The sequence below is a fragment of the Pseudomonas fluorescens group sp. PF-1 genome (assembly GCF_054481335.1).
This window is the reverse complement of record NZ_JBTMNG010000001.1, coordinates 2,932,557-2,959,035: the sequence shown is the minus strand read 5'-3', so window position 1 is coordinate 2,959,035 and position 26,479 is coordinate 2,932,557. Positions and strand designations below refer to the sequence as shown.

Genomic DNA, 26,479 nt, shown 5'->3' with positions numbered 1-26,479 from the left:
CTTGAGCGTGTAAATACACGTTCATTGAGTGGCCTTGCGCCGGTCGTTATTCAAAAATATTTGAAAACCATACTTGATAATAGTTCTCGTTCGCAATATTGTTCGCTCCGCCAAGAGGAACTACCCTCGCTTCAAAGCGCGTTATCAGCACCTCGGGAAGTACAGGCCAGTGATGTCATTTGAATCTCAGTTGCCGGCCATCTACAGGGCATTACCCATAAACGGGTGGCCAATCGGAACGTCCGTACAAAACTAATGGAATGAGGTTCCAATGCGATTTTTTTGCGATCCATTTATTACGGTCAGCGTTAAGCATCCAACTTCAGCTATCGCCTGGCACCCGCCTCCGAATGTCTAAACCTTGCTTCTAACGAGTAAAAGATTTCGATAGCAAACAGTGATCAACCTATCAGTGGCGACGTTGTTTTCGACGCCAGGGGTTAACGATGCCTACAGCAACTTCATTGCCGGCTGAACAACTAACCGAAGTTCACCATCCACACATGTTAAAACCGCTGATCGACCCGGTCATTTCCACACTCATCAACAAATTCCCGGGTAGGCTGGCCGATTTGGTCAAACAACATGGTTCCCCCTTGAATCTGGTTTGGCCCCATGCCTTTGAATTAAATACACAGGCTCTACTGGCCGTATTGAAACGCTACAACGTGCCTTACGCCATCTTCTATGGCGCCAAGGCCAACAAGTCCCAGAGCATGCTCGGCGCAGCGGCGAATTCGGGGATCGGCGTCGATGTGTCTAGCATCCACGAACTGCAAGCGGCGCTGCGAGCCGGTACACCCGCCGCCAAAATCTGCGCCACCGGACCGGCCAAAACTGCCGTATTTCATCAGGCACTGGTCAGCGCAGGTTCACTGATTTGCGTCGATTCGCTGGAAGAGTTCGATCATCTGCAAAGCACTGTCGAAGCACGGCGCCCCCTCACCAAAGCCAGGGTTTTACTGCGTTACAGGCCCAAAAGCAGTCCACAGAGTCGCTTCGGCATGAGCTCGCAAGACTTGCTCGACAGTCTTCAACGGCTGACCAGGAGCACTGATGTTTTTCACTTCGAGGGTTTCCATTTTCATCTGGGCGGCTATGGATTCGAATCCCGCGCACAAGCGTTACGCGAGGTCACCGGGTTCATCGAGGCGGCTCGGGAAATGGGCCTGAGTCCGCAGATGATCGATATCGGTGGCGGTTTGCCGATTCGTTATGTCGAGCCGCAGACCTATGCCCGATTCTTACAGAACGACAATCAACCGAGCCATTATCACAACCAGAAAGTGCCCGACGCCTATTATCCCTACGGCGCAGAACTGACGGCGCCACAATGGTTGACGTTATTGCTGGAGGCCGAGCATTCACCCGGACTGTCCATATCCAATTATTTAAAACTGCAGAATATAACCCTGGCGCTGGAACCCGGGCGGAGTCTCGTCGATCAAGCAGCGATTTCATTGTTTCGCGTCACCCGCACCAAACAACTCGCCGACAACAAAACCGTCATCTTCGTTGAAGGCAGTAGTTTCAGCGCGTGCGAAACCTGGTTTGCCTCTGAGTACCTGGTTGATCCGATCCTTATCAGTTCACACGCCCCGCCCCACACCCCGACTCAAGCTTATATCGCCGGCCATAGTTGCCTGGACGATGACGTTATCAGTCACCGCCTGATCAACTTCTCGACTGCACCACAGCCAGGCGACTTATTGATTTACATCAATACTGCCGGCTACCAGATGGACTTGCTGGAAAACGAGTTTCATCGCCATCCCCTGCCCCGGCGGTTGACGGCGACCTGTTGTACGGAAGGTAACTATGCGTTTTCACCTGACTACTAAAGGGAACAGTTGAAATGATATTGAATAAAACTTCGGATCTTATTGGTAACACACCGATGTTGGGCATTGAAGTTCCCGATACCCATGCACGTTTGTTGTTGAAGATTGAAAAGAACAACCCCGGCGGCAGCATCAAAGATCGCATGGCACGCAATATGGTGTTGGCGGCGCTCAAGTCCGGTCGCCTGAAACCCGGCGGCGTGGTCGTCGAGTCATCCTCCGGCAACACCGGGATTGGGCTGGCCATGGCAGCGGTGGAGTTTGGTTTGCACTTCATCGCCGTGGTCGATCACCACGCCGCACAAGACAAGATCGCCGTGATGAAGGCACTGGGTGCGGACATTCGTTTCGTCAAAGGCACCTATCGGGAAGATGAAGTCGCGGTGGTCGAGCGGCAACGACTCGCCGCCGAACTGGCCAGTGAAATTCCCGGTGCCGTGTTCATGAATCAGTCCGATAACGCGGCCAATGCGGGTGGCTATAGTGATTTCGTTCGCGAAACCATCGCCCAGGTTGAAGGCGTGATTGGCGCCTATGTCGGCTGCGTCGGCACCGGCGGCTCGATGACCGGCATCGCTCGCGGCCTGAAACTGCATAACCCGGACACCATCACCGTGGCGGTGGAACCGGCCGGCTCCATCGTGTTCGGCCATCCCGGCTATCCCTACTACCAATCAGGCACCGGCACGCCGGCCGGCGACACCGTCGGCCTGGTGCTCGACTACAGCTGCATCGACCTGGGTGTGCAAGTCACCGACTCCCAGGCCTTCGAAACCGCCCGCTATATCGCGCGCAACCTCGCCCTGTTGGTGGGTGGCTCAACCGGCGGTGCGATCTTCAAGGCGCTGGAACTGATCCACAAAGGCGTGCTGACCGGCAACGTGGTGGTGCCAATCGCCGACGGCGGCGAGAAATACCTGCACACGGTGTTCGACGAGAAATGGCTGCAAGAACGCGATCTGCTCGATCCAGGCATTGCGCCGCAACTGGATGCCTGGCTGGGCAAGACCCAATGGCTGGAATCCTTCTCCGCACCGCTGCAATTGAGCGTCGCATGACTCACCCATCACACAGGAGCACCGCTCGATGAATGTGTTGAAAGTCGCCATCTGTGGTGGCGGCAGGACCGGCCATCTCAACGCCATCCTGTTCAAACAACTGCCCAATGTTCAGGTTTCGATACTCACCGGCAATCTGGAGATCATCGAACGGCACGCCCGCCAGACGCCGATGCGGGCGCTGTTGCCCGACGGTTCGACACTGGAGGCCCGACTGGATCGCGTGACCACCGATGCCAGGACAGCCGTCGAGGATGCCGACATCGTCATCATCACCGTGCCTGCCCATGCCCGACCGCAAACCTTGCAAGCCATCGCGCCGCATCTGAGTGCAAGCAAACCGGTATACATCGGTGCGATTCCCGGTTTCTGCGGTTTCGACTGGCTGGCCGAAGCCACCCTGCCCGACCGTCCGAACCTGGTGATCTGGGGCATGAAGGATGTCCCGCATACCGCGTTCGAACTGGCGCCGGGGCGCTCGATCAAAATGGGCGGCGGCAAAAGCCAGCTGTATGTGGCGGCCCATGCCAGGGAGTCGCAGGCATCGCGCCGACAGCTGCAGGAAATGCTCACCCGGCTGTACGGCCCTTGCGTGACGATGCTGGAACACTACCTGGAGATCACCCTGACCCCGGGCAACCCGATCATGCACAGCTCGGTGATCTACGGACTGATCGGCCCCTACGGCCAGTGGCACCGCAAGATTTTCCCGCAACCCATGTGCTGGTGGACCGAGTGCCCGGAACTGGGCGCCTACTTCCTCGAACGCATGGATCAGGAAAGCCAGGCGTTGTGCGCGGTCATCAGTCAGCGTCTGGGCATCGACCTGTCCTCGGTCAAATCCCTGAAACAGGAAATCGTCGACGCCTACGGCGGGCAAATCCGCGACCAGAGCAGCATGCTGGCAATCCTGCGCACCAATCAGGCCTACAACGACATCCTTGCGCCGATGGTGCCAGCCGCCGACAACCGCGCCGGCTACGTGATCGAACGCGAGAGCCGGGCCTTCAACGAAGACGTCGCCTACGGCCTGGTGCTGTTGGTGGAAATGGCCAGGCGCTTCGACCTCAAGGTGCCTTACATCGAAGAAGTCTTGCACTGGAGCGTTGGCTACATGCAGGGCCTGCGCGACTCGGCACTCGACTACTTCCCCAGCCATTGGCCACGCCCGGCAACCGCCGCCGCCTGATCCATTCATTCAATTTTTCGACGAGCAGACCGCTGATATGGATGACTTCAAGACACTGATCGCCTACTCCCGCAAAAACGCGATGCGACGCTTGATTCGCTGCCTTTTTGCCGAAAATATCCTCGACCGTTCGGCCCTGAGCTTTTCCGACGAGGGCCACCAGGCCACTTACCCACTCAAGGGCGGCCGCGCTCACCTGGCCTTTTCCGACATCGCCCACGGTCCGGCCGACACCGTGGTCAACGACGGTGATGTGGTGCTGGTCACCGACGACGGCGTACGCCAGGTCATCACCCGCCATCAGGACATGCTTGATGTACTGCGCGACAGTTTCGACTTCGAACCCACCGACGAAGGCGTGGCCGGAGTGAAGGCCGACATGGAAAACAGCCTGACCAATGACGCGCACGCCCGTCAGCATCGCCAGCAATGGAACGCCCGGTTGCAGCAGGCCGCCAGGGATCAGGGCCTCGCCAGTTTCACCGACTACCTGCGCCAGCAGGCCAACACCAAGGACGCTGCGATCCTGCTCGACCAGTGGGGTTCGCTGGAAGGTCATCCGTACTACCCGACCTGGAAATCGCGCCCGGGCCTGACCGACGCCGAAGTCGAGCAACTGTCCCCCGAGTTCAACGCCCAGGTGCCGTTGCGTATCGCCTCGTTGCGCGCCGACAACGCGAAAAGCGAGAGCATGCCGCACGTGACCAGTTACCACGACTGGTTCGCCAGCCATTTCCCGGCGCAATGGGAACAATGGAAAGCCTCGCTCAACAGCAAAGGGCTGGACGAACGCCAGTGGCTGCCGTTGCCGATACACGCCTGGCACTTGCAGGCCTATGTCCTGAAGACGTTCGCGGCGGAAATCGAAGCGGGGATTCTGATCACCGACGGCCCCGATATCGCCACCCTGCCGACCATGTCCTATCGCACGATGATGCCGGTGCTGGACAACTGCGCGCCGCTGATCAAGCTGCCGATCGCCGTGTGGATGACCAGCGAGCTGCGCAGCCTGCAAGCCAAATCGATTCACATGGGGCCGCGCATCAGCACGGTGATCACCAGGATTCTTGAGGCGGAAAACGGCTTCGATCAGCGTCTGGAAATCTTCCCGGAAGAAATCGGCGTGCGCTACAGGAACGCGATCACTCAGGACGATCATCCCGGCCGTCATCTGTCCGTGGTCTATCGCGCCAGCCAGCCAGCGTTCGAGCGCACCGACGATTGGCTGCCGATTACCGTGGCGTCACTGTTCACCCGCTTGCCCGGCAGTGGTCGGCCGCTGTTCACCGATCTGATCGAGCGCGACGGCGTGCGGGCGAGCCCCATCCAGGTTGAACACTGGTTCCGCGAGTACGCCAACGTGGTGACCCAACCGGTGGTGGCGATCTATCTGATGTATGGCATCGGCCTTGAAGCGCATCAGCAAAACACCATGGTGCTGTTCTCCCCCGACGGCAAAGCACGTAGTCTCCTGATCCGCGATTTCGGCGATGGCCGCACGTACGCTCCATTATTGGAAGCGCGTGGCTACCACCTGCAGCCCCACGTACAGCCGGGTATTCTGCCGACGGTGTTCGCTGGGGATATCGAGCCGGTGCGCATGTTCGTGCTCGACGCGGCGTTCCTCACGCATCTGCACGAGATGGCGCTGTGGCTGACCAAGGAATACGGGCTGAACAACACACGGCTGTGGGAGGTGTTGCGCGAAGAAACCGATCTGGCCTTCGAGGCTGTGCGCCACCGTGTGTCGCCGGCATTGTGGGAGGTCGAACACAAGGCGTTCGTCGAAGACCCATGGCCAACCCGGTCGTTGCTGCGCATGCACTTGATGCAATACAGCAACTATCGTTTGCAACACACCCTGACCAACCCGCTCGCTAGCGTTTAACCGAGGCTGACTCATGTCCCATGCAGGTGTCATCCAGGGTTCAAGAGTACGAATCCTGATTTATCTTCTATTTGCGATCCAATTGGTATCGATGGGTGCGATGGAAATGAGCGGGCCGTTCTGGCCTGTCCACCTGCGTGGGCTGACCACTTCGGAGTCGGTTTTCAGCTTCGCCAGCATCGCCGTGTACGTCGGGCCGATGCTGGGCATTATTCTGACCAGCGCATTCTGGGGCCGCATCGGCGATCGCTACGGTCACAAGTTGATGATGATCCGCGCCCTCGCCGGTTTGTCGTTGACCCAACTGGGGCTGGCGCTGTTCAGCGACATTTGGGTCATTCTGATCCTGCGTTTTTTGCAAGGCGCGTTCGCCGGCTACATCGCCCCGGCACAAGCTTATGGCGTCAGCATCGAGGCCCCTTCGCGGCGGGCGCGGCTGTTCGCCATCCTGCAGATCTCGACCAATGTCGGTTCGTTGCTCGGCGCCGTGGTCGGCGGATTGATCCTCGACTACGCGACGTTCTTCTGGATCAACATCATCGCCTCGGCACTGTGTGCGGTGTGCACCGTGATCGCCGCCGTAACCTTGCCGGACGTGCCGCCGGTGAAGAAAGCCCCGACCGCCGACAAGGCAACTCCCACCGGCCGTTCAGGCAGTGTGTGGCAAGGCTCGCCACTGCTGTCGTTACTCGGTGTGATGGGCATTCTGCTGCTGGCGCGGATGCTGCCGCAGACCGCCTTCTCGCTGTATGTCAGCTCGGTGTTCGAGGTCAGCCACTCGGTGGTCGGCCTGTGCTACGGCTTGCTGGCGCTGGGCTTCATTCTCTCGGCCACGGCCTGGTCGCGCTATTTCGAACACCGTGGCCAGCAGGACACCCTGCAACGCATGACTTACGTTGTGCTTGGCTGCATCGCTATCACCGCTGTGGCGGGCATCACGCGTAATCCGCTGGTGTTTGTTGTCGCCTACTTCATCTGGGGCGTGCTGCTCGGTGCGACCACGCCGGTGCTGATGGCGCTGATCTCAAAAACCGCCGACAGCTCGCAACAGGGTCACGTGCTGGGGATTGCCCAGGGCACGGCGCAATTTGCCTCCATCGCGGGGATTTCAGCCGGGGGCTTGCTCAGTCAGGTTTACGGTCTGCAATACACCTACCTGTTCGTTTGTCTGGCCTATGGGGTGGCGCTGATCCCGATTGTCGCGCTGCGCTACTGGCCGGCGGTCATGCAACCGAGCCATGCCCCGCCGGGGGATTGATCAAGGAGTTCGTGCTTTGAACATTGAACAACTGCGCGCCGATACGCCCGCTGTCGCGCAACTGATCCACTTTAACAATGCCGGCGCGGCGCTGATGCCGACGCCGGTGATCGACACCGTGACCCGCCACCTCCAGCTCGAAGCACGCCTTGGCGGGTATGAAGCGGCCGCGCAATGTTCGGCCGAGCTGGAAAACGTGTATGGCGCCATTGCCCGGCTGATCAACGCTCAGCCGGACGAAATCGCCGTGATCGAGAACGCGACCCGCGCCTGGGACATGGCCTTTTATTCGTTGCCGCTGCAAGCGGGCGATGTGGTGCTGACCTCGACCACCGAATATGCCGGCAACTACATTCCTTACCTGCAACTGAAGCAGCAGCGCGGCATTGAAATCCGCGTCATTGCCAACGATGAGCATGGTCAGGTGTCATTGCCGGCACTGAAAAAAATGCTCGAGGACGAACGCGTCGCGTTGATCGCCTTGCCGGTGATCGCCACCAACGGCGGTCCCGTGCAACCGGTCGAACAGATTGGCGCCCTGGCCCGCGCTGCCGGCGTACTGTTTCTGCTGGATGCCTGCCAGGGGGTCGGACAGATGCCGATCGATGTGCAGAAAATCGGTTGCCACATGCTCGCGGCTACCAGCCGCAAGTACCTGCGCGGACCGCGGGGCATGGGATTCCTGTACGTCGAAAGGTCCTTGTGTCAGAACCTCGAACCGGTCTTTCTCGACCTGCACGCCGCATCGCTGCAGACATCCGATACCTTCGAAATCCGCGCCGATGCCCGCCGATTCGAGAACTGGGAGTGCAACGTCGCCGCCAAACTGGGCCTGGGTGCGGCGGTGCAATACGCACTGGCCCAGGGCGTGGACCCCATGTGGTTGCGAATTCAACATTTGGCCGCCTACCTGCGTCAGCGCCTGGCGGATATCCCGGGCGTCACACCGCGCGACGTCGGCAGCCTCACATCAGGCATCGTGACATTCACTCATCAGGGCAGCAGCGCGGCGCAGGTTCAACAGTGGCTGGCGGCACAGGACAAGCGCATCAACGTGTCAACCTCGACCTTCCGTTCGACCTTGATCGATATGCAGCACAGGGACTTGCTGGAGGTCAGTCGCGCTTCGCTTCATGCCTACAACACCGAAGCGGAAATCGACACGATGATCGCCGCACTGAGCTGTCTGCCGGGCGCCTGACGGGGATACCAATCGGCGCTTGCGTCGCAGCCGGGTTGCAAACTAGAATTGGGAATACTTCTCAATTGCATAAAGCTGCAGCCATGAGCGAAACCCTTCCCGCGAATAACAACCATCACCTGCGCGCGATCGAAGCCCTGTACAGCGGCCATCACGGCTGGCTGTACGCGACGCTGAGAAAAAAACTGGGTAACGCCATGGATGCGGCGGATCTCGCGCAGGACACCTTCACCCGTATCCTCGCCTCCCAGGTCACCGTCATCGAACAGCCCCGCGCCTACCTGAGCTGCGTGGCCAAGGGCATTCTGGTCAACTGGTATCAACGCAAGGCCCTGGAACGCGCCTACCTGGATGCCCTCTCCCATTTGCCTGCGCCAGAAGTGCCTTCGCCGGAGTTGCGCTTCATGGTCCTGGAGACCCTGCACGAAATCGACGCGATGCTCGACGCGCTGCCGCCACTGGTCAAACGTGCGTTCCTGCTCTCGCAGATCAGCGGCCTGAAATATGACGACATTGCCACGCAACTGGGCGTCTCGCTGATCACCGTCAAACGCTACATGAAGCAAGCCTTCGTGCAATGCCTGTTGCTGGTGGAATGAATGCTCACCCACCGCAACGCCCCGCCCCCCGATCGACAGGCCCTTGAAGAAGCGGCCGACTGGCTGATCCGCTTGAGTGAAGGCGAACTGAGTGACCCTGAACGCGCCGAATGGGACTGCTGGAAAGCCAGCACCCCCGAGCGCGGCCGGGCCTGGGCGCGGGCGCAGTTGTTGCAGGGCAAACTCGGTGGACTGCCACCGTCTCTGGCGATGTCGGCGCTTGATCGCCCAAGCAGCCCGGAACGCCGTGCGGCGTTGGGCAAACTGGCCATGATCCTGGCGATCCTGCCGGTTGGCTGGGCCAGCTGGAAGCTGGCAGAGTCCCGACAATGGTCGGCCGACTATCGCACGGCTGTCGGCCAGCGACGCGAACTGACCCTGGCCGACGGTTCGAAAATCACCCTTAACACCGACACCGCCATCGACGTGCTGTTCGACACCAACCAACGCCACCTGCACCTGCGCGAAGGCGAAATACTGGTGCAGACCGCGCCGGACAATTCACCGTCGCCCCGGCCGTTCCTGGTCAGCACCCGCCAGGGCCGCCTGCAAGCGTTGGGCACGCGCTTCACCGTTCGCGAACTGCAATCACGCACTCGCCTTGCCGTCCTGGAAGGCGCTGTAAAGGTAGAGCTGGCAGATGATCGCAAGGGAGCACCGCTGATCATCGGTGCCGGGCAACGCACCGACTTTTCTTCCAGCACCTTCGGCCAGGTTAGCGTCGCCGGCCGCTCCGCCGTCGACTGGACGCAAGGCATGTTGATGGCGGACAAGATGCGCCTGGCTGACTTCGTCGACGAGTTGACGCGCTATCACCGTGGTGTTGTGCGCCTCGACCCGGCCATTGCCGATCTGCGCATTTCCGGTGCCTACCCCATCAGCGACACCCAGCGCACCTTGAACATGTTGGCGCACACCTACCCGATCCATGTCAGCGGCCATTTGAATGGCTTCTGGGTCATGCTTTCCCCCACTTGAGTCGCCGAAAAATATTGCCGCACCGGTGATACTTTTTTTGATCTCGACTGGCTATGGGGGAGAAACACTTTACCGTCCTGTTTATAGGTCCATCCATTCATGCCTGCTGCACGCCTCCTGCGCCCGGATCGTCAGTTCAAACCAGTGATTCGCAGTGCGTTGCTCAGCCTTGTCCTGATCGGTGTCGTTTGCCCGTTTGCCTTGGCCGTCGTGCCTGTCCAACTGGACTCTGTCGCGGTCCGTGCCTACGACATTGCCTCCGGGCCGCTGGGCGCCACCCTTTCCAGCGTTGCCGTCGAGGCCGGTATTGCGCTGTCGTTTCAGCCTTCCCTGACCGAAGGCCTGACCAGCCCTGCACTGATCGGCCATTTCACCGCGCAAGAAGCCGTCACTCGCTTGCTGGACGGCAGTGGCCTGGACATGGTCTTGCTCAGCGATGGCAGCTACACGCTGGTACAGCGCCGGGTGACGCTGGATGAGACGGCAGTCATCGGTACCGACCAACGCGCCGATGCCCTGCCGCAGGTGTATGTCGGTGGCCAGGTGGCCGGCGGTGCCCGTCTGGGTATTCTCGGCAATACCGACGTGATGGATGCTCCGTTCAGCATCAGCACCTACACCTCGGCACTGATCAAGGATCAACAGGCCGTCACTGTCGGCGATGTATTGGAGCGCGACTCTTCAGTGCGTTCCACGGGGCAGGCCGGGGGCATCGTCGACTCGTTTTTCATCCGTGGTTTTCCCGTCGGTGAAGGCAACCTCGGTGAATTGGCGTTCGACGGCGTCTACGGTGTCGCGCCCAACTACCGGGTGTTCACCGAGTACGCCGAGCGTGTCGAACTGGTCAAAGGCCCCGGTGCGCTGCTCTATGGCATGTCGCCCAACAGCGCAGTCGGCGGTGTCATCAACGTGGTGCCCAAGCGCTCCCTCGATGAAGACCTGACCCGTTTCACCGCCAGCTACGCCATGGACTCGCAGCTTGGCGGGCACCTCGACGTGAGTCGACGCTTCGGTGAAGAACGTCGCTTCGGCCTGCGCCTCAATGGCAGCACCCAACTGGGCAACACCGCGATCGACGATCAATCGCGGCATGTCGATATCGGTGCCCTGTCCCTTGACTATCAAGGCGAACGCCTGCGTACCAGCTTCGACTGGCTCAATCAGGAAGAACGTTTTGACGCTGCTTCGCGCCCCTTCCTGATCGCCTCGGGCGTGGACATTCCCTCGGCGGCCAATGGCCGTATCAATGTGAGCCAGGCATGGGGCTGGTCGCGCACCCGGGACAAATCCGCCCTGCTCAGTGGCGAATACGACCTGAGCGACGCACTGACTGTTTTCGCCCATGCCGGCGGTGGCCAGTCGGATGTCGCGCGGATGTCCGACCAGACGCCGACCCTCATGAATGCCGTCGGCGATACGTCTTCGATTCCGGGCTATTACAAGTTCGAAGTCGAGCGATACACCCTCGACGCCGGTGCACGCCTGCGTTTCGACACCGGGCCGGTCAGTCATCGCACCGCCCTGCAAGTCAGCCGTTATCGCGATGTGCTGTCGCGCGGGATCATTTCCGGCGCGCCGATCCTGTCGAACATCTATCACCCGGTGGATCGGCCAAAGCCGTACCTCCCCAAGCCGGACACGCCGAAAGTATCCGAAAGCGAACTGACCGGCGTGGCGCTGGCGGACACGCTGTCGGTACTGGATGACCGGGTGCAGCTAACCGTCGGCGTACGCCGGCAGAACATCCAATCCGACAACTACAACGCCACCGGGGTGGTCACCACGTCCTACGATGATGGCCGGACCACGCCGCTGTACGGCGTGGTCATCAAGCCCTGGGATCACGTTTCGTTCTACTACAACTACATCGAAGGCCTGAGCAAGGGCGACATTGCGCCGTCCACCGCCTCGAACGCCGGCGAGATCTTTGCCCCTTACGTTTCCCGTCAGCACGAACTCGGCGTCAAGGCCGACTACGGCACCTTCACCTCCACCCTTTCCCTGTTCCAGATCACCAAACCCAGCGGGGAACTGGCCTCCGGGGTGTTTGCGGTGCAGGGCCAACAGCGCAATCGCGGCCTGGAACTGAATGTATTCGGCGAAGTCGCTCCAGGCACGCGACTGCTCGGTGGCGTGACCCTGCTCGATGCGCAACTGAGCAAAACCTCGGTGGCTGGCAACCGTGGCAATAAACCGGTTGGCGTACCCGAAGTGCAAGCCAACCTGTGGGCCGAACGGGATGCCTCGTGGCTGGAGGGACTGACGCTGACCGCTGGCGCGATCCATACCGGTAGCCAGTACGTCAACCAGGCCAACACCCAGAAACTGGATGACTGGACCCGCTTCGACGTCGGCGCGCGCTACACCACGCTCATCGATGAGCGACCGACCACGTTTCGCGCCACCGTGCAGAACGTGTTCGACCAGGCGTACTGGTCGGGCGTGGCCTCCTACGGCGCGTTCTCCCAAGGTTCACCGCGCACTTTATTACTGTCGGCAACTGTCGATTTCTGAAACGTTCAGCCGGCTGACGGTGTGAACCGTTGACCGACCTGACTTTGCAAAGGCTTTGACCATGGTGATTTTCGATAGACGCAGCTATGCATGGGTTGCATTGCTACTGGCAGGCCTTCTGGGGCTGATTTCCTGGGTACCGCGCCCTGCGCATGCCGCCGAGGCGGACACAGCGCGCACCGAGGTGACCGATCTGCTGGGGCGCAAGGTCAAGGTTCACCTGCCGGTCAGGCGCGTCATCCTTGGCGAAGGTCGACAGTTGTATCTGGTCGCCGCCCTCGATGTGCAAAACCCGATCGAGCGCATCGTCGGCTGGCGCAAGGACCTGATCCAGTCTGATCCGGACACCTACAACGCGTACCTGCGCACATTTCCCGGCATCGCCAAAATCCCCACCTTCGGCGGTTTTGAAGACGGCACCTTCGACATCGAGCAGGCCATTTCCCAGCGACCGGACGTGATCATCCTCAACATCGAGGCACAGCACGCCACTGAAGATGCACGCTACATCGAAAAGCTCGACGCGCTGGGCATTCCGGTGGTGTACGTCGACTTCCGTAACAACCCGATGCAGAACACCGAGCCGACCATGCGCCTGTTCGGTCAACTGTTCGGCAAGGAACAGCGCGCCGAAGCCTTCATCGATTTCCGCAACCGGCAGATTCACCGCGTCACCGACGTCATCGAGAAAAATCATCCGCCGCGTCCCAGCGTGTTCATCGAGCGAATCGCTGGCTACACCGATGATTGCTGCCTGAGTTTCGGCAACGAGAACTTCGGTCTGTTCGTCGAGATGGCCGGTGGCAACAACATCGCCCGGCGCATCATTCCCACCACGTTCGGCCAGTTGAATCCCGAGCAAGTCATTTTCGCCAACCCGGCCCATGTGGTGATCACCACCGCCAACTGGGAAGCCTTTGCCCCCGGCGGCCATTGGGTCGGCGTCGGTCCTGGCGCAGACATGACACTGGCACGGAAAAAACTCGCCTGGTACACACAGCGTCCGGCCTACGCCGGCATCAAGGCTCAGGACAACCAGGCGTTTCACGCCATCTGGCATCAGTTCTACAACAGCCCCTATCAGTTCGTGGCCATCCAGCAACTGGCGAAATGGTTCCATCCCGAACTGTTTGCCGATCTCGATCCGGAGGCGTCATTTCGCGAACTGCATGAACGCTTCCTGCCCGTGCCCTATGAGCCCGGCTACTTTGTCAGCTTGCCGCAACCGGAGGTCAAACCATGAGTTCGTTGACTGACGCCGTGGTCGTACAGCGCGAGACCTATCGCCGTCTGGTATTGCGCAAGCGCTTGATCCTTGCAGGGCTGGTGGCCCTGTTGTCATGCAGTGTGCTGCTCGACCTGGCGCTGGGGCCGGCGAGCTACAGCTTCAGCGAAGTCCTCGGCGCGTTGTTTTCGCCGGACAGCGCATCGCCGCAGGTTCGCGTGGTGATGTGGGACATTCGTCTACCGGTGGCGCTGATGGCTGTCGCCGTCGGGGCGGCGCTGTCACTGGCCGGCGCACAGATGCAGACCATCCTCAATAACCCGCTGGCCAGCCCGTTCACCCTGGGCATTTCCGCAGCCGCCGGTTTCGGCGCCGCGTTGGGACTGGCGTTCGGTGTCGCGCTGTTCCCGCTGGCGGCGCAATTCATGGTGCCGCTCAATGCGTTCATCATGGCCATGCTCTCGGCGCTGTTGATCCATTTCCTGAGCATGCGTCGCGGCGTCACCGCCGAAACCATTGTGCTGCTCGGCATTGCACTGGTGTTCACCTTTAACGCGTTGTTGGCACTGGTGCAGTTCTTCGCCACCGAGCAAGCGGTCGCCGCCGTGGTGTTCTGGACCATGGGCAGCCTGACCAAAGCCACCTGGCCAAAACTCGGGGTGATCTGTCTGGTGATCCTCATCACCCTGCCGATCTTCGCCAAACGCGCCTGGGCTTTGACCGCCCTGCGCCTGGGCGACGACAAGGCTGCCAGTTTCGGCATCAACGTGCGCAGGCTGCGTTTTCAGACACTGATCATGGTCAGCCTGCTGGCCTCGTTTCCCGTGGCGTTCGTCGGCACCATCGGTTTTATCGGACTGGTCGGCCCGCACATCGCCCGCATGCTGATCGGTGAGGACCAGCGTTTCTTCCTGCCCGCCTCGTTGCTGACCGGATCATTGATCCTCTCGGCCAGCTCGGTGGTCAGCAAAACCCTGATCCCCGGCGCGATATTCCCCATCGGCGTGGTCACGTCGCTGATCGGCGTACCGTTCTTCATATCTCTGATTCTCGGCGGGAAGAAAAACGCATGGTGAAGCTGCAGCTGGACAATCTCGGTGCCCGCTATGGGCAGCGCGAGATCATTAGCGATGTGTCGTCTACCGTATTTTCCGGCGGTCAGGTGGTCGCCGTGGTCGGTCCCAACGCCGCTGGCAAATCGACGCTGTTCAAACGCATCGCCGGACTGATCGACGGCCCCGGACAGGTGATTTTGCAGGACTCCAAAAAAGGTCCGACAGGCATCAGCTACATGCCGCAGGGCCTGAACGCCAGTGCGCGGTTGACGGTGTATGAGTCGGTGCTGCTGGCGCGCAAGCAACTGACGCCGGGCTGGGTCGTACACGATGATGAGTTGAAACGGGTCGATGAGATTCTCGCGGCGTTGGGCATCACCGGATTGTCCTTTCGCAACCTCGGTGAACTCAGTGGCGGGCAGCAGCAGTTGGTGTCCATCGCGCAAACCCTGGTGCGCGAGCCGGAAATCCTGCTGATGGACGAGCCGACCAGCGCCCTGGACATGCATCGCCAGGTGCAGGTGCTTAACTTCATGCGCACACTGGCCCGCCAACGCGAGGTGATCGTGTTCATCGCCATCCACGATTTGAATCAGGCACTGCGGTTTGCTGATCAGGTGCTGGTCATCGCTGAGGGCACCGCGCAAGGCAGCGGCCCTAGCTTCGAGGTGATTACCGAGCAAATGTTGCGCAATGTTTACAAGGTCGAAGCGCGAATAGAGCAGTGCAGTCGCGGACTGCATCACATACTGATCGACGACATCGTTTAACGTCGGATGTGCGGCCAGTCATGACTTTACGTCAGGCAAAAAAACCGCACGCGTCGGGCTGGATAGATGACACGGGTAGTCGTTAGTCGGAGTGATTCATTGCGCTGGCGTTGATACCATCGCGCCCACGTTCTCCATGCATTAAGGGATGTGGGGGAAAATAGAAGCCCCGGCGATTGCGAACCGCCGGGGCTTTGCTTTTTCAATCCCGCTGAGCGCCTGGCGCCGTCCATTCGGACGCCGCCCCAGGGCGTGAGGGAATAGGGCAACCACCATCGCGAACGCAAGAAAACACCACCACCGAAATACATTGCGCAATCAACTCCAGGTGCCGCAATGCGCATTCGGCCAGGTCGAGTCAGGCAGCACATTCGTCTTGTCCGGCAAATAGATGTCAGTAATGACTAGCGCAATTGAAATTGAGTCTTCCAGCATGGGGAGAGCGTCATCGGCACAAGCGCAATCAATCACACATAGGCCTAGCAGCGAAATTGCCTCGACCGTTAGAGGGCGAAGTATTTCATCATCCTCTACGTCCAGCCCTGTTGGAGACATGGCTGAAAATCCCGAAAGCTTGTCACTTTTAGTGATGTGACAGATGGCAAGCGTTTCGGACAACTGACCAGCGGTGTCGGGTGCGCGAGCGATTGTTGAATTTCGTCAACGCACTAGCCTGTTTGATCGGCAAAATTTTTCTGGCGGGTACCTTCACCTGAGGTAGATCAAGGCATCGGCACCACGGTGTAGAACACGCCATTGGCACCGTAAGCAGGACGCACCCATGAATTGCCGCACTGGTAAAATGTGCCTTGCGCAACGGTTCTCAACCCACATCCGGAAGGTAGGCTGGCAAAGGTTGCGCCTATGGGCATTGTCGGCGGCGCGGAAGCGACCATGCCCGCGTTATACCCTGCTCCGTAGGCATTGTTGTTGGCATTCTGGTTTGCCACCGTCGCGACAGCCGCTCCCGCCACCACGCCTGCCGCAGCCGCGGCTGCCGGGTTGACTCCCTCGTTATAACCGCAGTTATAGCAACCGCTGTTGGCAATGACAGTGGTGGGCGGATGATAGTAGGCCGTGCCATAAGGAACGGGGTGATACCCATTCGCACCGGAGACAGGCGGACGGTAAGCGGTCGTGCCATAACCGTCCGCGTGATAGCCGCTGGCCGTCGCACCATATTCACCCTGGGCATGCCATGCACCTTCACCACCCGAAGCCGTTCCACCCTCGGCGCCCGTACCGTGCCAGCTCCCTCCGCCACCGGAGGCAGTCCCGCCATTTTCATCCCTGGCGTTCCAACTGCCTTCGCCACCCGACGCCGACCCACCGCGATAGCCTGATCCGCTCCAGCTACCGCTGCCGCCCGACGCCGAGCCGCCACGATTGCTTTCGCCACTCCAACTGCCTCCACCGCCCGACGCCGAGCCGTATTCGCCCGAATGGCTCCATGAGCCGCCCCCTCCCGAGGTGCGCCCAAAACCGGATGCGTGAGACCAGGCTCCCGCTTCGTTACAGGAGAGTACTGCGACAATCAGGCCGGCGAATTTCAAGGTAGATCTGTTCATGTTTCAGTCTCCTTGTTCAGGGTTTCGACACCGGCTCTTTTACCCCTTGCGGTGCGCGAAGATCGGGCGGCGGGGAAAACTGAATCCGATGCGCCGTTTCGATATGGTCAGGTTTGAAAAATTCCGCAGACATCGCTGATTCAAGTTTCCAGTCACTGAAATCGACCTGATGCCGGGATCGTGTCGGATCATCCAGAAACACGGCGCGCAACCGACGTGGAAGCTTGTCCTGTACGCCGATCCACGCCTGAACGAACACACTCTCACTGGTGTAAGCGAGCACATCAGTGGTGGTATCCCCGACCACTGTGCTCTGGCCGATGTAAAACGCTACTCGCATGTCCCGTGACAAATCCTTGTACGGATCAGCGACGATCACGTCAGTAAAGGGAAAATAGATCGCGGCACGCTGGTACGCGGCCTCCAGGGTTGCATCGATGGTCGGTGGCGCATCCGCTTGAGCCAAGAGGTTGTCTTTGCGCTCGAAGGCATAGGCTTTTTTGCCGTCGTAGTAGAACTCGGTAACCGGGCCGTCGCCCGAACTCATCACGCGAAGGCGATCCGGTCGTTGCAGATTGACCAGGTCCACCGTGCCATAGGCCAAGGGAGGCCCCAGCCGGCTGGGCTTTTCATAGGTTGTCACCGCTTTGAAACTCATGCCCTGGGTGGACGCCAACCTTGCGCTCATGGCCTTGAGTATCTCCAGGGCCTTGGGCTCCAACTGCGCCGGCGGGGGATCGACAGCAGGGGGTTGTGCAGCGTGCAGTGGTATAGCGAACAGTCCCAAGACTAAACCGAGCGAGAACAACCGGACATGCTGATGAAGACTTCGCATCGTTTGTTCTCCGCGCAGACGTAGAGCTGGGACGATTCGAGTTGACGAACAGTCGCGATACACCAGCCAACCTGCAATCGACCGTTTCGCAACATCCGAAATGCGCCGGTTTGCTGCTGATGCCTACGCGGTCATTTCAGCAAAGCTCAGTTTTGTGTCTATCGCCATTCAATCGATAAAAAACTTGTACACATCCAGACAAAACAGCCCGCCAGCGTAAAAATTTTCTGGAAGTTTCGGCATTGCTACCTAATCTCCTCGCGGGGGATCCAATTTTCAGGAGCAGCCGTGAGGCTTCTCTCACAGCGCTCGCACCACGGCAAAGGATCTCGAGATGAACCGGACACCATTTCCCTCGTTGTTTGCTCCGCCGATACTGCTGACTGCTATGGCTCTACCCGTCATGGCACAAGCCGCCGATAAATCGGCGCCCAACATTGTGGTCATCATGGGTGACGATATTGGCTGGTCCAATATCGGTGTCTATAACCAGGGCATGATGGCCGGGCGCACACCTAACCTCGACCAACTCGCCCTTCGGCCTGACCGACCGCAGCGACGGCCAGTTCAAGTACAGAGACAACGATTGGGGCTTTGGCGCCACCCAACAGCTGTTGTGGAACGTCGGCATGGCGTACGACAGCAGTGCCGTTTCGGACAGCAATCGCACGGTCACCGTGCCGATGGCCGAATCCTGGCGCATTGCGACAGGAGCCACCTATGCGCTGAACGAGGACACCGACATCAACGTCAGCTGGGCCTTGGTGTGGCTGGGCGACATGCCGGTGGATCAGAGCAAAACCCTGTCAGGTGATCGAATTTCCGGTCAATTCGACAGTGCCTGGATTCAAGCGGTGACCGGAAACATGACCTGGCGTTTCTGATTGCCTTTGAACAAACACGACTTGATCCAAGGAGCACACAACACTATGAACCTGTCCCGAAAAATGCTGGTCGGCGTCGCGCTGACCGGCCTGCTGCTCGGTGGCTGTACCTCGAAAGTCACCGAGACAACGCAGTACTCCGGCTTCCTGTCCGATTACAACAATCTGCAGGAAGTGAGCACGCCAAGCGGCGGTACGGCAATGCGCTGGGTGAGTCCTTCGTGGAACGCCAATGCGTATGACACGGTGGCCTTCAACAAGCTGCAACTGTATCCAGCGCCCCAGCCCAATGAGCGGGTCAACCAACAGACGCTCGATGACCTTCAAAACTACATGACCACCAAAGCCAAAGGCGTGCTGGGCCAGAAATACCGGATTGTATCCAGCCCGTCCGCAGCACCGGCCGCCTCAAGAACCCTGATCCTGCGCTCGGCCATCACCGGTGTGAACGCCTCCAACGAAGGCATGAAGTGGTATGAAGTCGTGCCCGTCGCGGCAGTCGTTGGGGCAACTCAGGCCGCGACCGGTCACCGGGATCAGGACACCAACCTGTTCATCGAGGCCGAGCTCATCGACGCAAAAACCAATCAGCCCGTGGTTAAGGTGGTGCGCAAGCTGTTCGGCAGCCAGTTGTCCAACGCCAGCCAGAAGATCACCACTAACGACTTCAAGGCAGCGATTGAAAAACTCAACGCCGATATCTGGGCGTTCATCCGTAGCTGAGCCGCCCTTCAGTCGCCGGCACCCGCTGGCGATTGAATAATCCTCAAGCACAGGACATCCGACATGCAGGTTTATTCATCGAAATTACTCCGGCCCTTGCTGGACGCTGCGCTCCTGGCGAGCGTGCTCGCATTGAGTGCGTGCGCAACGGTCGACGCCCAGACGACCGCTTACGTCGGGGTGGAACACCCGGCGCCAACGTTGGCCAGCCAGGTCCAGGTATTACGGGTAGAACCCACCCGGCCCAATGTGCAGCTGGGTGAAATCCTGATCGATGCCAGCGTCGACCCGGCGCCTCCCATCACGCAGGTCGAACAGAAACTGCGCGAACAGGCCGCCACGCTCGGCGCCGACGCAGTGGTCGTTGTGTATGACCATATCCAACCCGTCGCCACTTATGTGACAGGCCCGCTGTGGAGTCGCAATATCGAAACGATTCAGGGCCGCAAGCTCAAAGGCATTGCCATCCGTTATCAGTAAAAGAGGTGTACCAAAATGAAAACAATCCTGTCCTGGCTGACGCTTGTGTCGATGGCTGTGGTGATCAGTGCCTGCTCCGCCGTGGGAGCCAACGATGGCGGCGCCGGTGAAAGCCAGATTCGCGCGGGCAAGATCGAGCAAATATCACTGACGCAAATGCAGACTAATCACGACAGCGGCGTCGGAGCCGTACTTGGCGGCCTTGGCGGCTTGGGTATCGGCAGCCTGATCGGTCGTGGTACCGGGCGCGATGTCGCCATGGTCGCCGGTGCGCTTGCGGGGGCCGTCGGCGGTAACTACGCAGAGAAGAAAAAGTACGACCAGCCGGTAGAAGCGCAGCAGGTGATCGTGCGGGTACGAAACGGTGTGCTGGTGTCGGTGACTCAGCCGATCAATCCATCCCTGAGCAAGGGCATGAATGTATATATTCAGGGCTCAGGTAATGAGGCTCGAGTAGTACCGCAAGGCGGTTGAGGCGCATCCTGATGGTGGTAATCGATTCTGGACAGCCGATGACGAGGAGCGTGCTAAGGAAAAGATTCGATGACGCCAGAGAGGCAGCCGGGATCCCGAATGCACAATTTCAGATGCGGGACTGACGAGCAAAAACGGCAACGGACAAAGAGGCGTCAACAGGGAGCATCCGCGAAGCTCGGGACCCATAGGGACACACAACCGTCGGGATGACAGAACAGTACATCCGAATGCGAAAGGGCATGAAGGTAACCCCTACGAAGTGACTGACGGTCACGAATTGCGGAAAAGATTTTTTGATTGCGGAAAAAAGAACTAAGGGCTTGCATGAGATATGTCATGCAAGCCCTTGATATTCATGGTGCCCGAAGCCGGAATCGAACCGGCACGCCCTTACGAGCGGGGGATTTTAAGTCCCATGCGTCTACCAGTTTCGCCATTCGGGCGGTAGCGCGGTAAAGCGGTCTGAACCCTGCCCACTACGATCTGGCAGTGCTGACCCTTGTGCAGCAGAGGAGGGAATATATACATCCCGTCCTGGTGAAGCAAGTTCGCAAATGTACTTTTGCAGACTAAATCTTTCAAGCCAGCGCGAATAAAAAAGCTCCGTAAATCATGGATCTACGGAACTTGTTTAACTTTGGCGGCCAAAGTCGGAATCGTCCGGCCCAGACGAATGTCTTGTCTACTGAAAAAGTCAGGCAGATCAGGAGGCTAGCACGACATGAGTTGCGCAAGCCACTGATATTCAAGGGATGAGCCCGTCGAAAATCACGGGCTGGTCTCATTCCCGGGGCCTTGGACCCTCTCGGTGATGGCGTTTATCGGACAGCAGTAGTGTTTGCCCTCCTCCTGATCTAAATCAAACACGCTTTGCGCGTTTACGCAGAAATTAAAGTCAGCACTCGCCCCCTGAATCGGTGTCTGCGCAAACGCCCGTTTCTTGAAGGCTGCCCATGAAAACGCACCCGAAAAGCCCGAGACGGCAACATTTTTGACTACCCGTTTGATCTGGGTGGACTGGCATTCCCAGCCTGCCCTTCACCATAGGAGTCACGAAAAATGAGCAATTCCGTGAAAAAGATGCCGGAGCATCCTGACGAAAAGGCCAGTCAGCACCCCGTGGCGACAGACCTTTGGCGACCGCTGGAAAAACTGCGGCAACAGGTCGATCACCTGTTCGACGACTTCAATCGCGGTTCGAGCCTGTCGCCATTCGGTCGCGGGCTGTTCGATGTCGAACCCTTCTGGAAGCGTGAGCTGACAGGACACGGCATGCCGGCCGTGGACATCAGCGAAAAAGAAAAAAGCTTCGAAATCACCGCCGAGTTACCCGGCATGGATCAGAAGAACATTGAGATCAAACTGTCGAACGGCAATCTGATCATCAAAGGCGAAAAGAAAGAAGACAAGGAAGAAAAAAGGAAGGGTTACCACCTTAGCGAGCGTCACTATGGCGCCTTCGAGCGGATGTTCAACCTGCCCAAAGGGGTCGATGCCGACAAGATCGAAGCGAGTTTCAGCAAAGGCGTGCTGAGCATCTCGTTGCCGAAAAAGCCCGAAGCCATGAAAGCGGATAAAGTCGTGCCAGTCAAAGGCGAGTAAATCCCAGGCGGCTGCGCCCCTTGCCGGGAAACCGGCAAGGGTTTTTTTGCCTCGTGGATCGGTGTGAAGACCGATGGTTTTAACCTTTGGCCCAGCCCCGCATCACCCCCTGAAAATATCGAACGGCTCGATCCTCAGGACTTTGCGGATCCCCAGGTAACTGGAAAAACCAGCAATCAACAGCACCAGCCCAAACGCCAGGCCAAGATTCCAGAACGTGATGATGGCGGCATAGTTGGGCAGGTAGGTCCGCGCAATGGCGATCATCAGGGTCACCAGGCCGATGCCCAGCCCGTAACCGGTCATGGCCGTAAACGTTGCCATGAACAGGATCATGTAGACCAGCTCCCGACTCTTGGCCCCAATGGCCTTGAGGGCGGCGAACTTGTCCAGGTTTTCCAGAATGAAGGTGTAAAACGTCTGGCCGGAAATCGACAGGCCGACCAGAAAACTGATGATCGTCATCATCAGGATGTTGGTGCCCACCCCGGTTTGATAAATGTAGTAATTGGCGATGCGCTGGTTGAATTCCTGCTTGGTCAGGGCGACATAACCCAATTGCGCTACTTGTTGCTTGATCGCGCCCTCGGCTTGTTTATTCCTGGGCTTGAGCAAGATGTAAGACACCTTGAAGCGAGTGGTCGGGATGTACTCGGTGGCGCGCCGGTAAGTGGTGTAAAGCGTCGGCACGCCGGTCAAGCCGCCGACCAGGACCTTGGCAATGCCAACAATGGTGCCGCGGTGGTCGTTGAGTTCAAAGGAGGTGCCGATCTTCGGGTTCCCCAGTTTCGAAAACTCGGCATCGTGGACCATGATGAAGGCGTTCTCCGCGTAGATGTCCTCGATAACGCCCTCCTCCAGCGCCGGACGGCCATACAGACTGGTGTCGTCCAGTCCGATCACGCTGACCCCCTGGTAATTGCCGTTGGACAAGCGCACCTGCGCACTTCCGATGAATATCGGCACGGCGTATTCAACCTGCTTCATGCTGCGCACCGCATCGAGCAGGTAATCCGGCAGAGGGATGACACTGGTCGGCGTGTTCACCGCCGGATCGATGATCCACATCGGTGCGCCGATGTTGGTCACCGTCGAGTAAGCCCTGTTCAGGATGCCGGCAAACATCGCCGTCATCTGCATCATCAGGAACACCGAAAAAGTGATACCCACCAGCAACGCGGAGAATTTGGCCCGATCATTGACCAGCAGTTTGTAGCCGATGCGCAGGATGCCGTTGTATTTCATGGCGCAAGCCTGCCAGCGCCGGCATCGGCTCGGTTCCACCAGCCGCCGCCCAGCGCCACGAACAGCGCGACGGTGTCCTGATGCCGTTGGGCCAGTGCCTGCAAGTAAGCGATGTTGACCTGATGCAACTGCACATCGGCCACCAACAGCTCCAGATACGTCACCAGGCCCGAACGATAGTTGGCTTGCAACAGCCTCAAGGCCGCTTGGGCAGCGACTTGCGCCTCGGCCTGTTTTTGCAGGACTTGCGCATCGTACTCCAGCGCCTTGAGAACATCGGCCACCTGGGCGAAAGACACCAGCACCACTTGCCGATAGTTCGCCGACGCTTGCTGATAGGCATCGATCGCAGCCTGGCGGCCGTACCACAGGCGACCGCCCTCGAACACCGGGATGTCGATCGACGGCCCGACACTCCAGAATCGTCCGGCACTGCCGAACAAAGATCCGGTGGAAGACCCGGCGGTTCCGTAGGTGCCCGTGAGACTGAAACTGGGAAACATCGCCGCCGTCGCCACCCCGATATCGGCGCTGGCCTGGTGCAACTGCGCTTCTGCGGAAAGGATATCCGGCCGCTGGCGGACCAGTACCGAGGGCAGGCTGACGGGCAGGTTCTCCGGCAGCGACAGGCCCGTCAAGCGGATGTCGGGGAGCCTGGCGTCCGCAGGCATCACCCCTTCGAGCGTGGCCAGCAGATGTTCGGCCTGGCTGACTTTCTGCTGCAGCGCCGGCAACAACGCCTCGTTGGTGGCAATCAGGCTTTGCAGACTCAAGGTCGACGAATAAGGCGCGGTACCGCTGCGCACCTGTGCCTGGGTGGATTGCAGCTGCTGGCGTTGCAGTTCAATCAGCTGTTGCGTGGCATCGATTTGCGCGACGTAGGCAGCACGGGCGATCGCGGTGTTGACGACGTTGGCCGTCAAGGTCAGGTAAGCCGCCTGCGTCAGCCAGGTCTGATTCTCCACCTGGGCTTGCAGGCCCTCGATCGCTCGCCGTTCGCCGCCAAAGACATCGAAGGTGTAGCTGATCGTCCCGCTGAGGGTCAGGACATTGAAGATTGCGCCGTTGGTGGACAGCCCCTGCTGAACAAGGGAACTGCGCTCGCGACTCGCGCCGAAGTGGGCATCCAGCTGCGGGTAGAACACCCCATAGCCGGCCATGAGCGTGTCCTGGCTCTGGCGCAAACGGGCTTCTGCCGCCTGCAAGGTCAAGTTGTGGGAGATCGCCTGGCGCACCAGTGTGTCCAGCGGTGCCGATTGAAAGAACCGCCACCAGTCCGGTGCCACCTCGCCCCCGGGCACAAAGCGCTGGGCCTGCCCCTCAGCCACCACCGCAGCCGGCGCGGGCTCGGGCAGGTAAGCCTCCTGCGCGGGGGCTGCCGGGCGCGAAAAATCAGGCCCGACCATGCAGGCACTGCTCATCATCAGCAGGCTCAAGACGAGGCAACCGTTCCCTGTACGGCCCAACCGGCCTGGCCTGTCCATCATTTCTGACCTATGAAGACGTCCACCAACTGCCCTGGGTAAACCATCGGCAGATCTTTTTTCTCAAAGCGAAAAACCACCGCCAGCACCCTCAGGTCGACCTTCTCCTGGCGCTGATTGGACAACTCGATTTTCGGCGACACATAGGGCTGCACCCGAACGAACTCCAGCGGCACTTTGATATCCGTGCCATGGATCAGCATCTGCGCCCGCATGTGCTCGGGAGCAGGCAAACGGGCAATCAGGATCTCGTCGACGTAACAGCGCACCGCCAGATGGCTCTGGTCGGCACTCATGACAATGAGCGGGCTGAAGCCCTGCGTGTACACATCGTAGGCCCCTTGGGGCGACACATAGCTGCCGACGGTGCTGTTGATCGCCAACACCACGCCATCGGTCGGTGCCCTGATCACGTATTGCGCCAACGCCACCGCCGATGCCTTCAGCGCCGCCTGTGCCTGGCTGGCGATGTCCCTGGCCGTGTCCAGGGTGTCCTTGCTGATGGACTTCGGATCGATGCCATAGGAGACCAGCCGTTTGTTGTACTGGTCCCGAGCGGTGTTCAACGTGGCCTGCGCCAGCTCGAAGTTAGCCTTGGGCAAGGCATCGTCCAGGGTCACCAACGGCAGGCCGCGGGTCACCGCTTGCCCCTCATGCACCAGTACTTGCGTGACGGGCCCGGCCACCTGCGGGTAAATCACGATGTTGCTGCCGCTGGACTGCTCACTTTCGATAATGCCGTTGGCATAGATGGCGGTGTCGTAGGTACTGCTCGCCGGGGCAAAGGCCGGTGGCAGTGTCTGAGGAGTACGTCCGAGCAGGTAGGCCGCGATCAATCCGCCAAGGACACCCAAAATCGCCAGCGTGAACAGCATGGGCTTGTTCACGACGAAGTCCGCTGGGGCTCGGTGATTCGGCCGTCTTCCATGTAAATGATCCGATCGGCGTACTCGTTGATCCGCGCATCGTGGGTGACGATCAAGATGCAACACTGCTGGTTGAGGATCCGCTCCTTGACGAAGGCAATGATCATTTTCCCGGTATCACCGTCGAGGGACGCCGTGGGCTCATCCAGAATCAGGATCTGCGGCCTGCTCACGATCGCCCGGGCAATGGCCACGCGTTGTTGCTCACCACCGGAAAGCTTGACCGGCAGAATGTCCCCCCGATCCTTGAGCCCGACCACTTCCAGGCTTTGCCTGGCCTGCGCGATTGCATCGTCCCAGTCGTGGTGCTGGAGAATCAGGGGAATGGCGACATTCTCCGCAGCGGTCAACCGCGTGAAGAGGTGGTAGTCCTGAAACACGAACCCGATGTTGTTGAGGCGCAGCTCGGCCAGTCGATCACTGCTCAGGCTCCAGATGTCCTGACCATTGATCGTGACCGTCCCGGCGTCGGGCCGCAATATGCCGGAAATCATGCTCAGCAGCGTGGTCTTGCCACTGCCCGAAGGCCCGACAATGAACACCATTTCGCCAAACTGCGCGACCAGCGCCACCTCATCCACCGCCTTCATCCGCGCATTCCCTTCACCAAACCACTTGCTCAGCCCGCTGGAAACGATTGCCGGATGATGGGCCGTGGCGACTGCGGCGTTGCTCATGC

The 26,479-nt window shown here is 59.4% G+C and carries 22 protein-coding genes, 1 tRNA gene and 2 pseudogenes; 18 read left to right on the top strand and 7 right to left on the bottom strand.

The window, feature by feature from the left end; translation table 11 throughout:
• The first annotated feature begins 464 nt into the window (after positions 1-464).
• The 12 genes from ACX3YD_RS14240 (at position 465) to ACX3YD_RS14185 (ending at position 15,576) form a co-directional block, all read left to right on the top strand.
• Complete coding sequence (locus ACX3YD_RS14240; protein ID WP_458960322.1) at positions 465-1,841, top strand: Y4yA family PLP-dependent enzyme; 1,377 nt, start codon at positions 465-467, stop codon at positions 1,839-1,841.
• Between the two features lie 14 nt (positions 1,842-1,855).
• A complete protein-coding gene (locus ACX3YD_RS14235) occupies positions 1,856-2,899 on the top strand; it encodes a PLP-dependent cysteine synthase family protein (protein ID WP_458960321.1) in 1,044 nt (347 codons plus the stop codon).
• A gap of 28 nt (positions 2,900-2,927) precedes the next feature.
• The gene (locus ACX3YD_RS14230; RefSeq protein WP_458960320.1) at positions 2,928-4,088 is read left to right on the top strand and encodes an NAD/NADP octopine/nopaline dehydrogenase family protein; all 1,161 of its coding nucleotides are present in this window, start codon (positions 2,928-2,930) and stop codon (positions 4,086-4,088) included.
• Between the two features lie 37 nt (positions 4,089-4,125).
• Positions 4,126-5,976 (top strand): IucA/IucC family protein, encoded by a 1,851-nt coding sequence (locus ACX3YD_RS14225; protein ID WP_458960319.1) that lies wholly within the window; start codon positions 4,126-4,128, stop codon positions 5,974-5,976.
• A 13-nt stretch (positions 5,977-5,989) separates the two neighbouring features.
• Complete coding sequence (locus ACX3YD_RS14220; RefSeq protein WP_458960318.1) at positions 5,990-7,234, top strand: MFS transporter; 1,245 nt, start codon at positions 5,990-5,992, stop codon at positions 7,232-7,234.
• 16 nt (positions 7,235-7,250) lie between these two features.
• Positions 7,251-8,435, top strand: a complete 1,185-nt coding sequence (locus ACX3YD_RS14215) for an aminotransferase class V-fold PLP-dependent enzyme (RefSeq protein ID WP_458960317.1) — start codon at positions 7,251-7,253, stop codon at positions 8,433-8,435.
• 83 nt (positions 8,436-8,518) lie between these two features.
• Positions 8,519-9,034 carry a sigma-70 family RNA polymerase sigma factor gene (locus ACX3YD_RS14210; RefSeq protein ID WP_103404640.1) on the top strand — a complete coding sequence of 172 codons (516 nt, stop codon included), beginning with the start codon at positions 8,519-8,521 and terminating at the stop codon, positions 9,032-9,034.
• Positions 9,035-10,012: a FecR domain-containing protein gene (locus tag ACX3YD_RS14205; protein ID WP_458960316.1), complete on the top strand. Its 978-nt coding sequence runs from the start codon at positions 9,035-9,037 to the stop codon at positions 10,010-10,012.
• Between the two features lie 99 nt (positions 10,013-10,111).
• Positions 10,112-12,526, top strand: a complete 2,415-nt coding sequence (locus ACX3YD_RS14200) for a TonB-dependent siderophore receptor (protein ID WP_458960315.1) — start codon at positions 10,112-10,114, stop codon at positions 12,524-12,526.
• A 61-nt stretch (positions 12,527-12,587) separates the two neighbouring features.
• Positions 12,588-13,769 carry an ABC transporter substrate-binding protein gene (locus tag ACX3YD_RS14195; RefSeq protein ID WP_458960314.1) on the top strand — a complete coding sequence of 394 codons (1,182 nt, stop codon included), beginning with the start codon at positions 12,588-12,590 and terminating at the stop codon, positions 13,767-13,769.
• Positions 13,766-14,827 carry a FecCD family ABC transporter permease gene (locus ACX3YD_RS14190; RefSeq protein WP_458960313.1) on the top strand — a complete coding sequence of 354 codons (1,062 nt, stop codon included), beginning with the start codon at positions 13,766-13,768 and terminating at the stop codon, positions 14,825-14,827. The genes ACX3YD_RS14195 and ACX3YD_RS14190 overlap by 4 nt, the downstream gene beginning before the upstream one ends.
• On the top strand, positions 14,821-15,576 hold the full coding sequence (locus ACX3YD_RS14185) for an ABC transporter ATP-binding protein (RefSeq protein ID WP_458960312.1): 756 nt from the start codon (positions 14,821-14,823) through the stop codon (positions 15,574-15,576). Before ACX3YD_RS14190 ends, ACX3YD_RS14185 begins: the two co-directional genes overlap by 7 nt.
• Positions 15,577-16,298: 722 nt before the next feature.
• On the opposite strand, the gene ACX3YD_RS14180 is transcribed toward ACX3YD_RS14185, so the two are convergent.
• Together ACX3YD_RS14180 and ACX3YD_RS14175 are read right to left on the bottom strand one after the other, a co-directional pair.
• Positions 16,299-17,144 carry a hypothetical protein gene (locus tag ACX3YD_RS14180; protein ID WP_458960311.1) on the bottom strand — a complete coding sequence of 282 codons (846 nt, stop codon included), beginning with the start codon at positions 17,142-17,144 and terminating at the stop codon, positions 16,299-16,301.
• 16 nt (positions 17,145-17,160) lie between these two features.
• The gene (locus ACX3YD_RS14175; RefSeq protein WP_458960310.1) at positions 17,161-18,042 is read right to left on the bottom strand and encodes a DUF2092 domain-containing protein; all 882 of its coding nucleotides are present in this window, start codon (positions 18,040-18,042) and stop codon (positions 17,161-17,163) included.
• A 271-nt stretch (positions 18,043-18,313) separates the two neighbouring features.
• Here ACX3YD_RS14175 and ACX3YD_RS14170 point away from each other — a divergent pair.
• From ACX3YD_RS14170 to ACX3YD_RS14150, 5 genes and pseudogenes are all read left to right on the top strand, one after another.
• Positions 18,314-18,514, top strand: a pseudogene (locus tag ACX3YD_RS14170) (arylsulfatase); the annotation flags it as partial.
• Positions 18,515-18,572: 58 nt separating this feature from the next.
• Positions 18,573-18,863 (top strand): annotated as a pseudogene (locus ACX3YD_RS14165) (outer membrane protein transport protein); the annotation flags it as partial.
• A gap of 45 nt (positions 18,864-18,908) precedes the next feature.
• A complete protein-coding gene (locus ACX3YD_RS14160) occupies positions 18,909-19,586 on the top strand; it encodes a DUF3313 domain-containing protein (RefSeq protein WP_103404648.1) in 678 nt (225 codons plus the stop codon).
• A gap of 63 nt (positions 19,587-19,649) precedes the next feature.
• Positions 19,650-20,066, top strand: a complete 417-nt coding sequence (locus ACX3YD_RS14155) for a hypothetical protein (RefSeq protein WP_103404649.1) — start codon at positions 19,650-19,652, stop codon at positions 20,064-20,066.
• A 15-nt stretch (positions 20,067-20,081) separates the two neighbouring features.
• The gene (locus tag ACX3YD_RS14150; protein WP_103404650.1) at positions 20,082-20,540 is read left to right on the top strand and encodes a glycine zipper 2TM domain-containing protein; all 459 of its coding nucleotides are present in this window, start codon (positions 20,082-20,084) and stop codon (positions 20,538-20,540) included.
• A gap of 359 nt (positions 20,541-20,899) precedes the next feature.
• On the opposite strand, the gene ACX3YD_RS14145 is transcribed toward ACX3YD_RS14150, so the two are convergent.
• Positions 20,900-20,986: transfer RNA gene (locus ACX3YD_RS14145), tRNA-Leu, on the bottom strand.
• Between the two features lie 616 nt (positions 20,987-21,602).
• Between ACX3YD_RS14145 and ACX3YD_RS14140 the strand changes: the two genes are divergently transcribed.
• A complete protein-coding gene (locus tag ACX3YD_RS14140; protein ID WP_103404652.1) occupies positions 21,603-22,145 on the top strand; it encodes an Hsp20/alpha crystallin family protein in 543 nt (180 codons plus the stop codon).
• 102 nt (positions 22,146-22,247) lie between these two features.
• On the opposite strand, the gene ACX3YD_RS14135 is transcribed toward ACX3YD_RS14140, so the two are convergent.
• The 4 genes from ACX3YD_RS14135 to ACX3YD_RS14120 are packed head-to-tail and all read right to left on the bottom strand — an operon-like array spanning position 22,248 to position 26,477.
• Positions 22,248-23,390 (bottom strand): ABC transporter permease, encoded by a 1,143-nt coding sequence (locus tag ACX3YD_RS14135; RefSeq protein ID WP_458960309.1) that lies wholly within the window; start codon positions 23,388-23,390, stop codon positions 22,248-22,250.
• Positions 23,387-24,826: an efflux transporter outer membrane subunit gene (locus ACX3YD_RS14130; RefSeq protein ID WP_458960308.1), complete on the bottom strand. Its 1,440-nt coding sequence runs from the start codon at positions 24,824-24,826 to the stop codon at positions 23,387-23,389. Before ACX3YD_RS14130 ends, ACX3YD_RS14135 begins: the two co-directional genes overlap by 4 nt.
• A 47-nt stretch (positions 24,827-24,873) precedes the next feature.
• Positions 24,874-25,761, bottom strand: a complete 888-nt coding sequence (locus ACX3YD_RS14125; protein WP_103404655.1) for an efflux RND transporter periplasmic adaptor subunit — start codon at positions 25,759-25,761, stop codon at positions 24,874-24,876.
• The gene (locus ACX3YD_RS14120; RefSeq protein ID WP_103404656.1) at positions 25,758-26,477 is read right to left on the bottom strand and encodes an ABC transporter ATP-binding protein; all 720 of its coding nucleotides are present in this window, start codon (positions 26,475-26,477) and stop codon (positions 25,758-25,760) included. Before ACX3YD_RS14120 ends, ACX3YD_RS14125 begins: the two co-directional genes overlap by 4 nt.
• Positions 26,478-26,479 lie beyond the last annotated feature (2 nt).

Excerpts from the sequence above, each read along its gene's own strand:
- ACX3YD_RS14120 (WP_103404656.1), bottom strand. The coding sequence starts at position 26,477 with ATGAGCAACGCCGCAGTCGCCACGGCCCATCATCCGGCAATCGTTTCC.
- ACX3YD_RS14205 (WP_458960316.1), top strand. The coding sequence starts at position 9,035 with ATGCTCACCCACCGCAACGCCCCGCCCCCCGATCGACAGGCCCTTGAA.
- ACX3YD_RS14235 (WP_458960321.1), top strand. The coding sequence starts at position 1,856 with ATGATATTGAATAAAACTTCGGATCTTATTGGTAACACACCGATGTTG.
- ACX3YD_RS14220 (WP_458960318.1), top strand. The coding sequence starts at position 5,990 with ATGTCCCATGCAGGTGTCATCCAGGGTTCAAGAGTACGAATCCTGATT.
- ACX3YD_RS14150 (WP_103404650.1), top strand. The coding sequence starts at position 20,082 with ATGAAAACAATCCTGTCCTGGCTGACGCTTGTGTCGATGGCTGTGGTG.
- ACX3YD_RS14225 (WP_458960319.1), top strand. The coding sequence starts at position 4,126 with ATGGATGACTTCAAGACACTGATCGCCTACTCCCGCAAAAACGCGATG.
- ACX3YD_RS14140 (WP_103404652.1), top strand. The coding sequence starts at position 21,603 with ATGAGCAATTCCGTGAAAAAGATGCCGGAGCATCCTGACGAAAAGGCC.
- ACX3YD_RS14185 (WP_458960312.1), top strand. The coding sequence starts at position 14,821 with ATGGTGAAGCTGCAGCTGGACAATCTCGGTGCCCGCTATGGGCAGCGC.
- ACX3YD_RS14200 (WP_458960315.1), top strand. The coding sequence starts at position 10,112 with ATGCCTGCTGCACGCCTCCTGCGCCCGGATCGTCAGTTCAAACCAGTG.
- ACX3YD_RS14195 (WP_458960314.1), top strand. The coding sequence starts at position 12,588 with ATGGTGATTTTCGATAGACGCAGCTATGCATGGGTTGCATTGCTACTG.
- ACX3YD_RS14210 (WP_103404640.1), top strand. The coding sequence starts at position 8,519 with ATGAGCGAAACCCTTCCCGCGAATAACAACCATCACCTGCGCGCGATC.
- ACX3YD_RS14155 (WP_103404649.1), top strand. The coding sequence starts at position 19,650 with ATGCAGGTTTATTCATCGAAATTACTCCGGCCCTTGCTGGACGCTGCG.
- ACX3YD_RS14135 (WP_458960309.1), bottom strand. The coding sequence starts at position 23,390 with ATGAAATACAACGGCATCCTGCGCATCGGCTACAAACTGCTGGTCAAT.
- ACX3YD_RS14190 (WP_458960313.1), top strand. The coding sequence starts at position 13,766 with ATGAGTTCGTTGACTGACGCCGTGGTCGTACAGCGCGAGACCTATCGC.
- ACX3YD_RS14160 (WP_103404648.1), top strand. The coding sequence starts at position 18,909 with ATGAACCTGTCCCGAAAAATGCTGGTCGGCGTCGCGCTGACCGGCCTG.
- ACX3YD_RS14230 (WP_458960320.1), top strand. The coding sequence starts at position 2,928 with ATGAATGTGTTGAAAGTCGCCATCTGTGGTGGCGGCAGGACCGGCCAT.
- ACX3YD_RS14180 (WP_458960311.1), bottom strand. The coding sequence starts at position 17,144 with ATGAACAGATCTACCTTGAAATTCGCCGGCCTGATTGTCGCAGTACTC.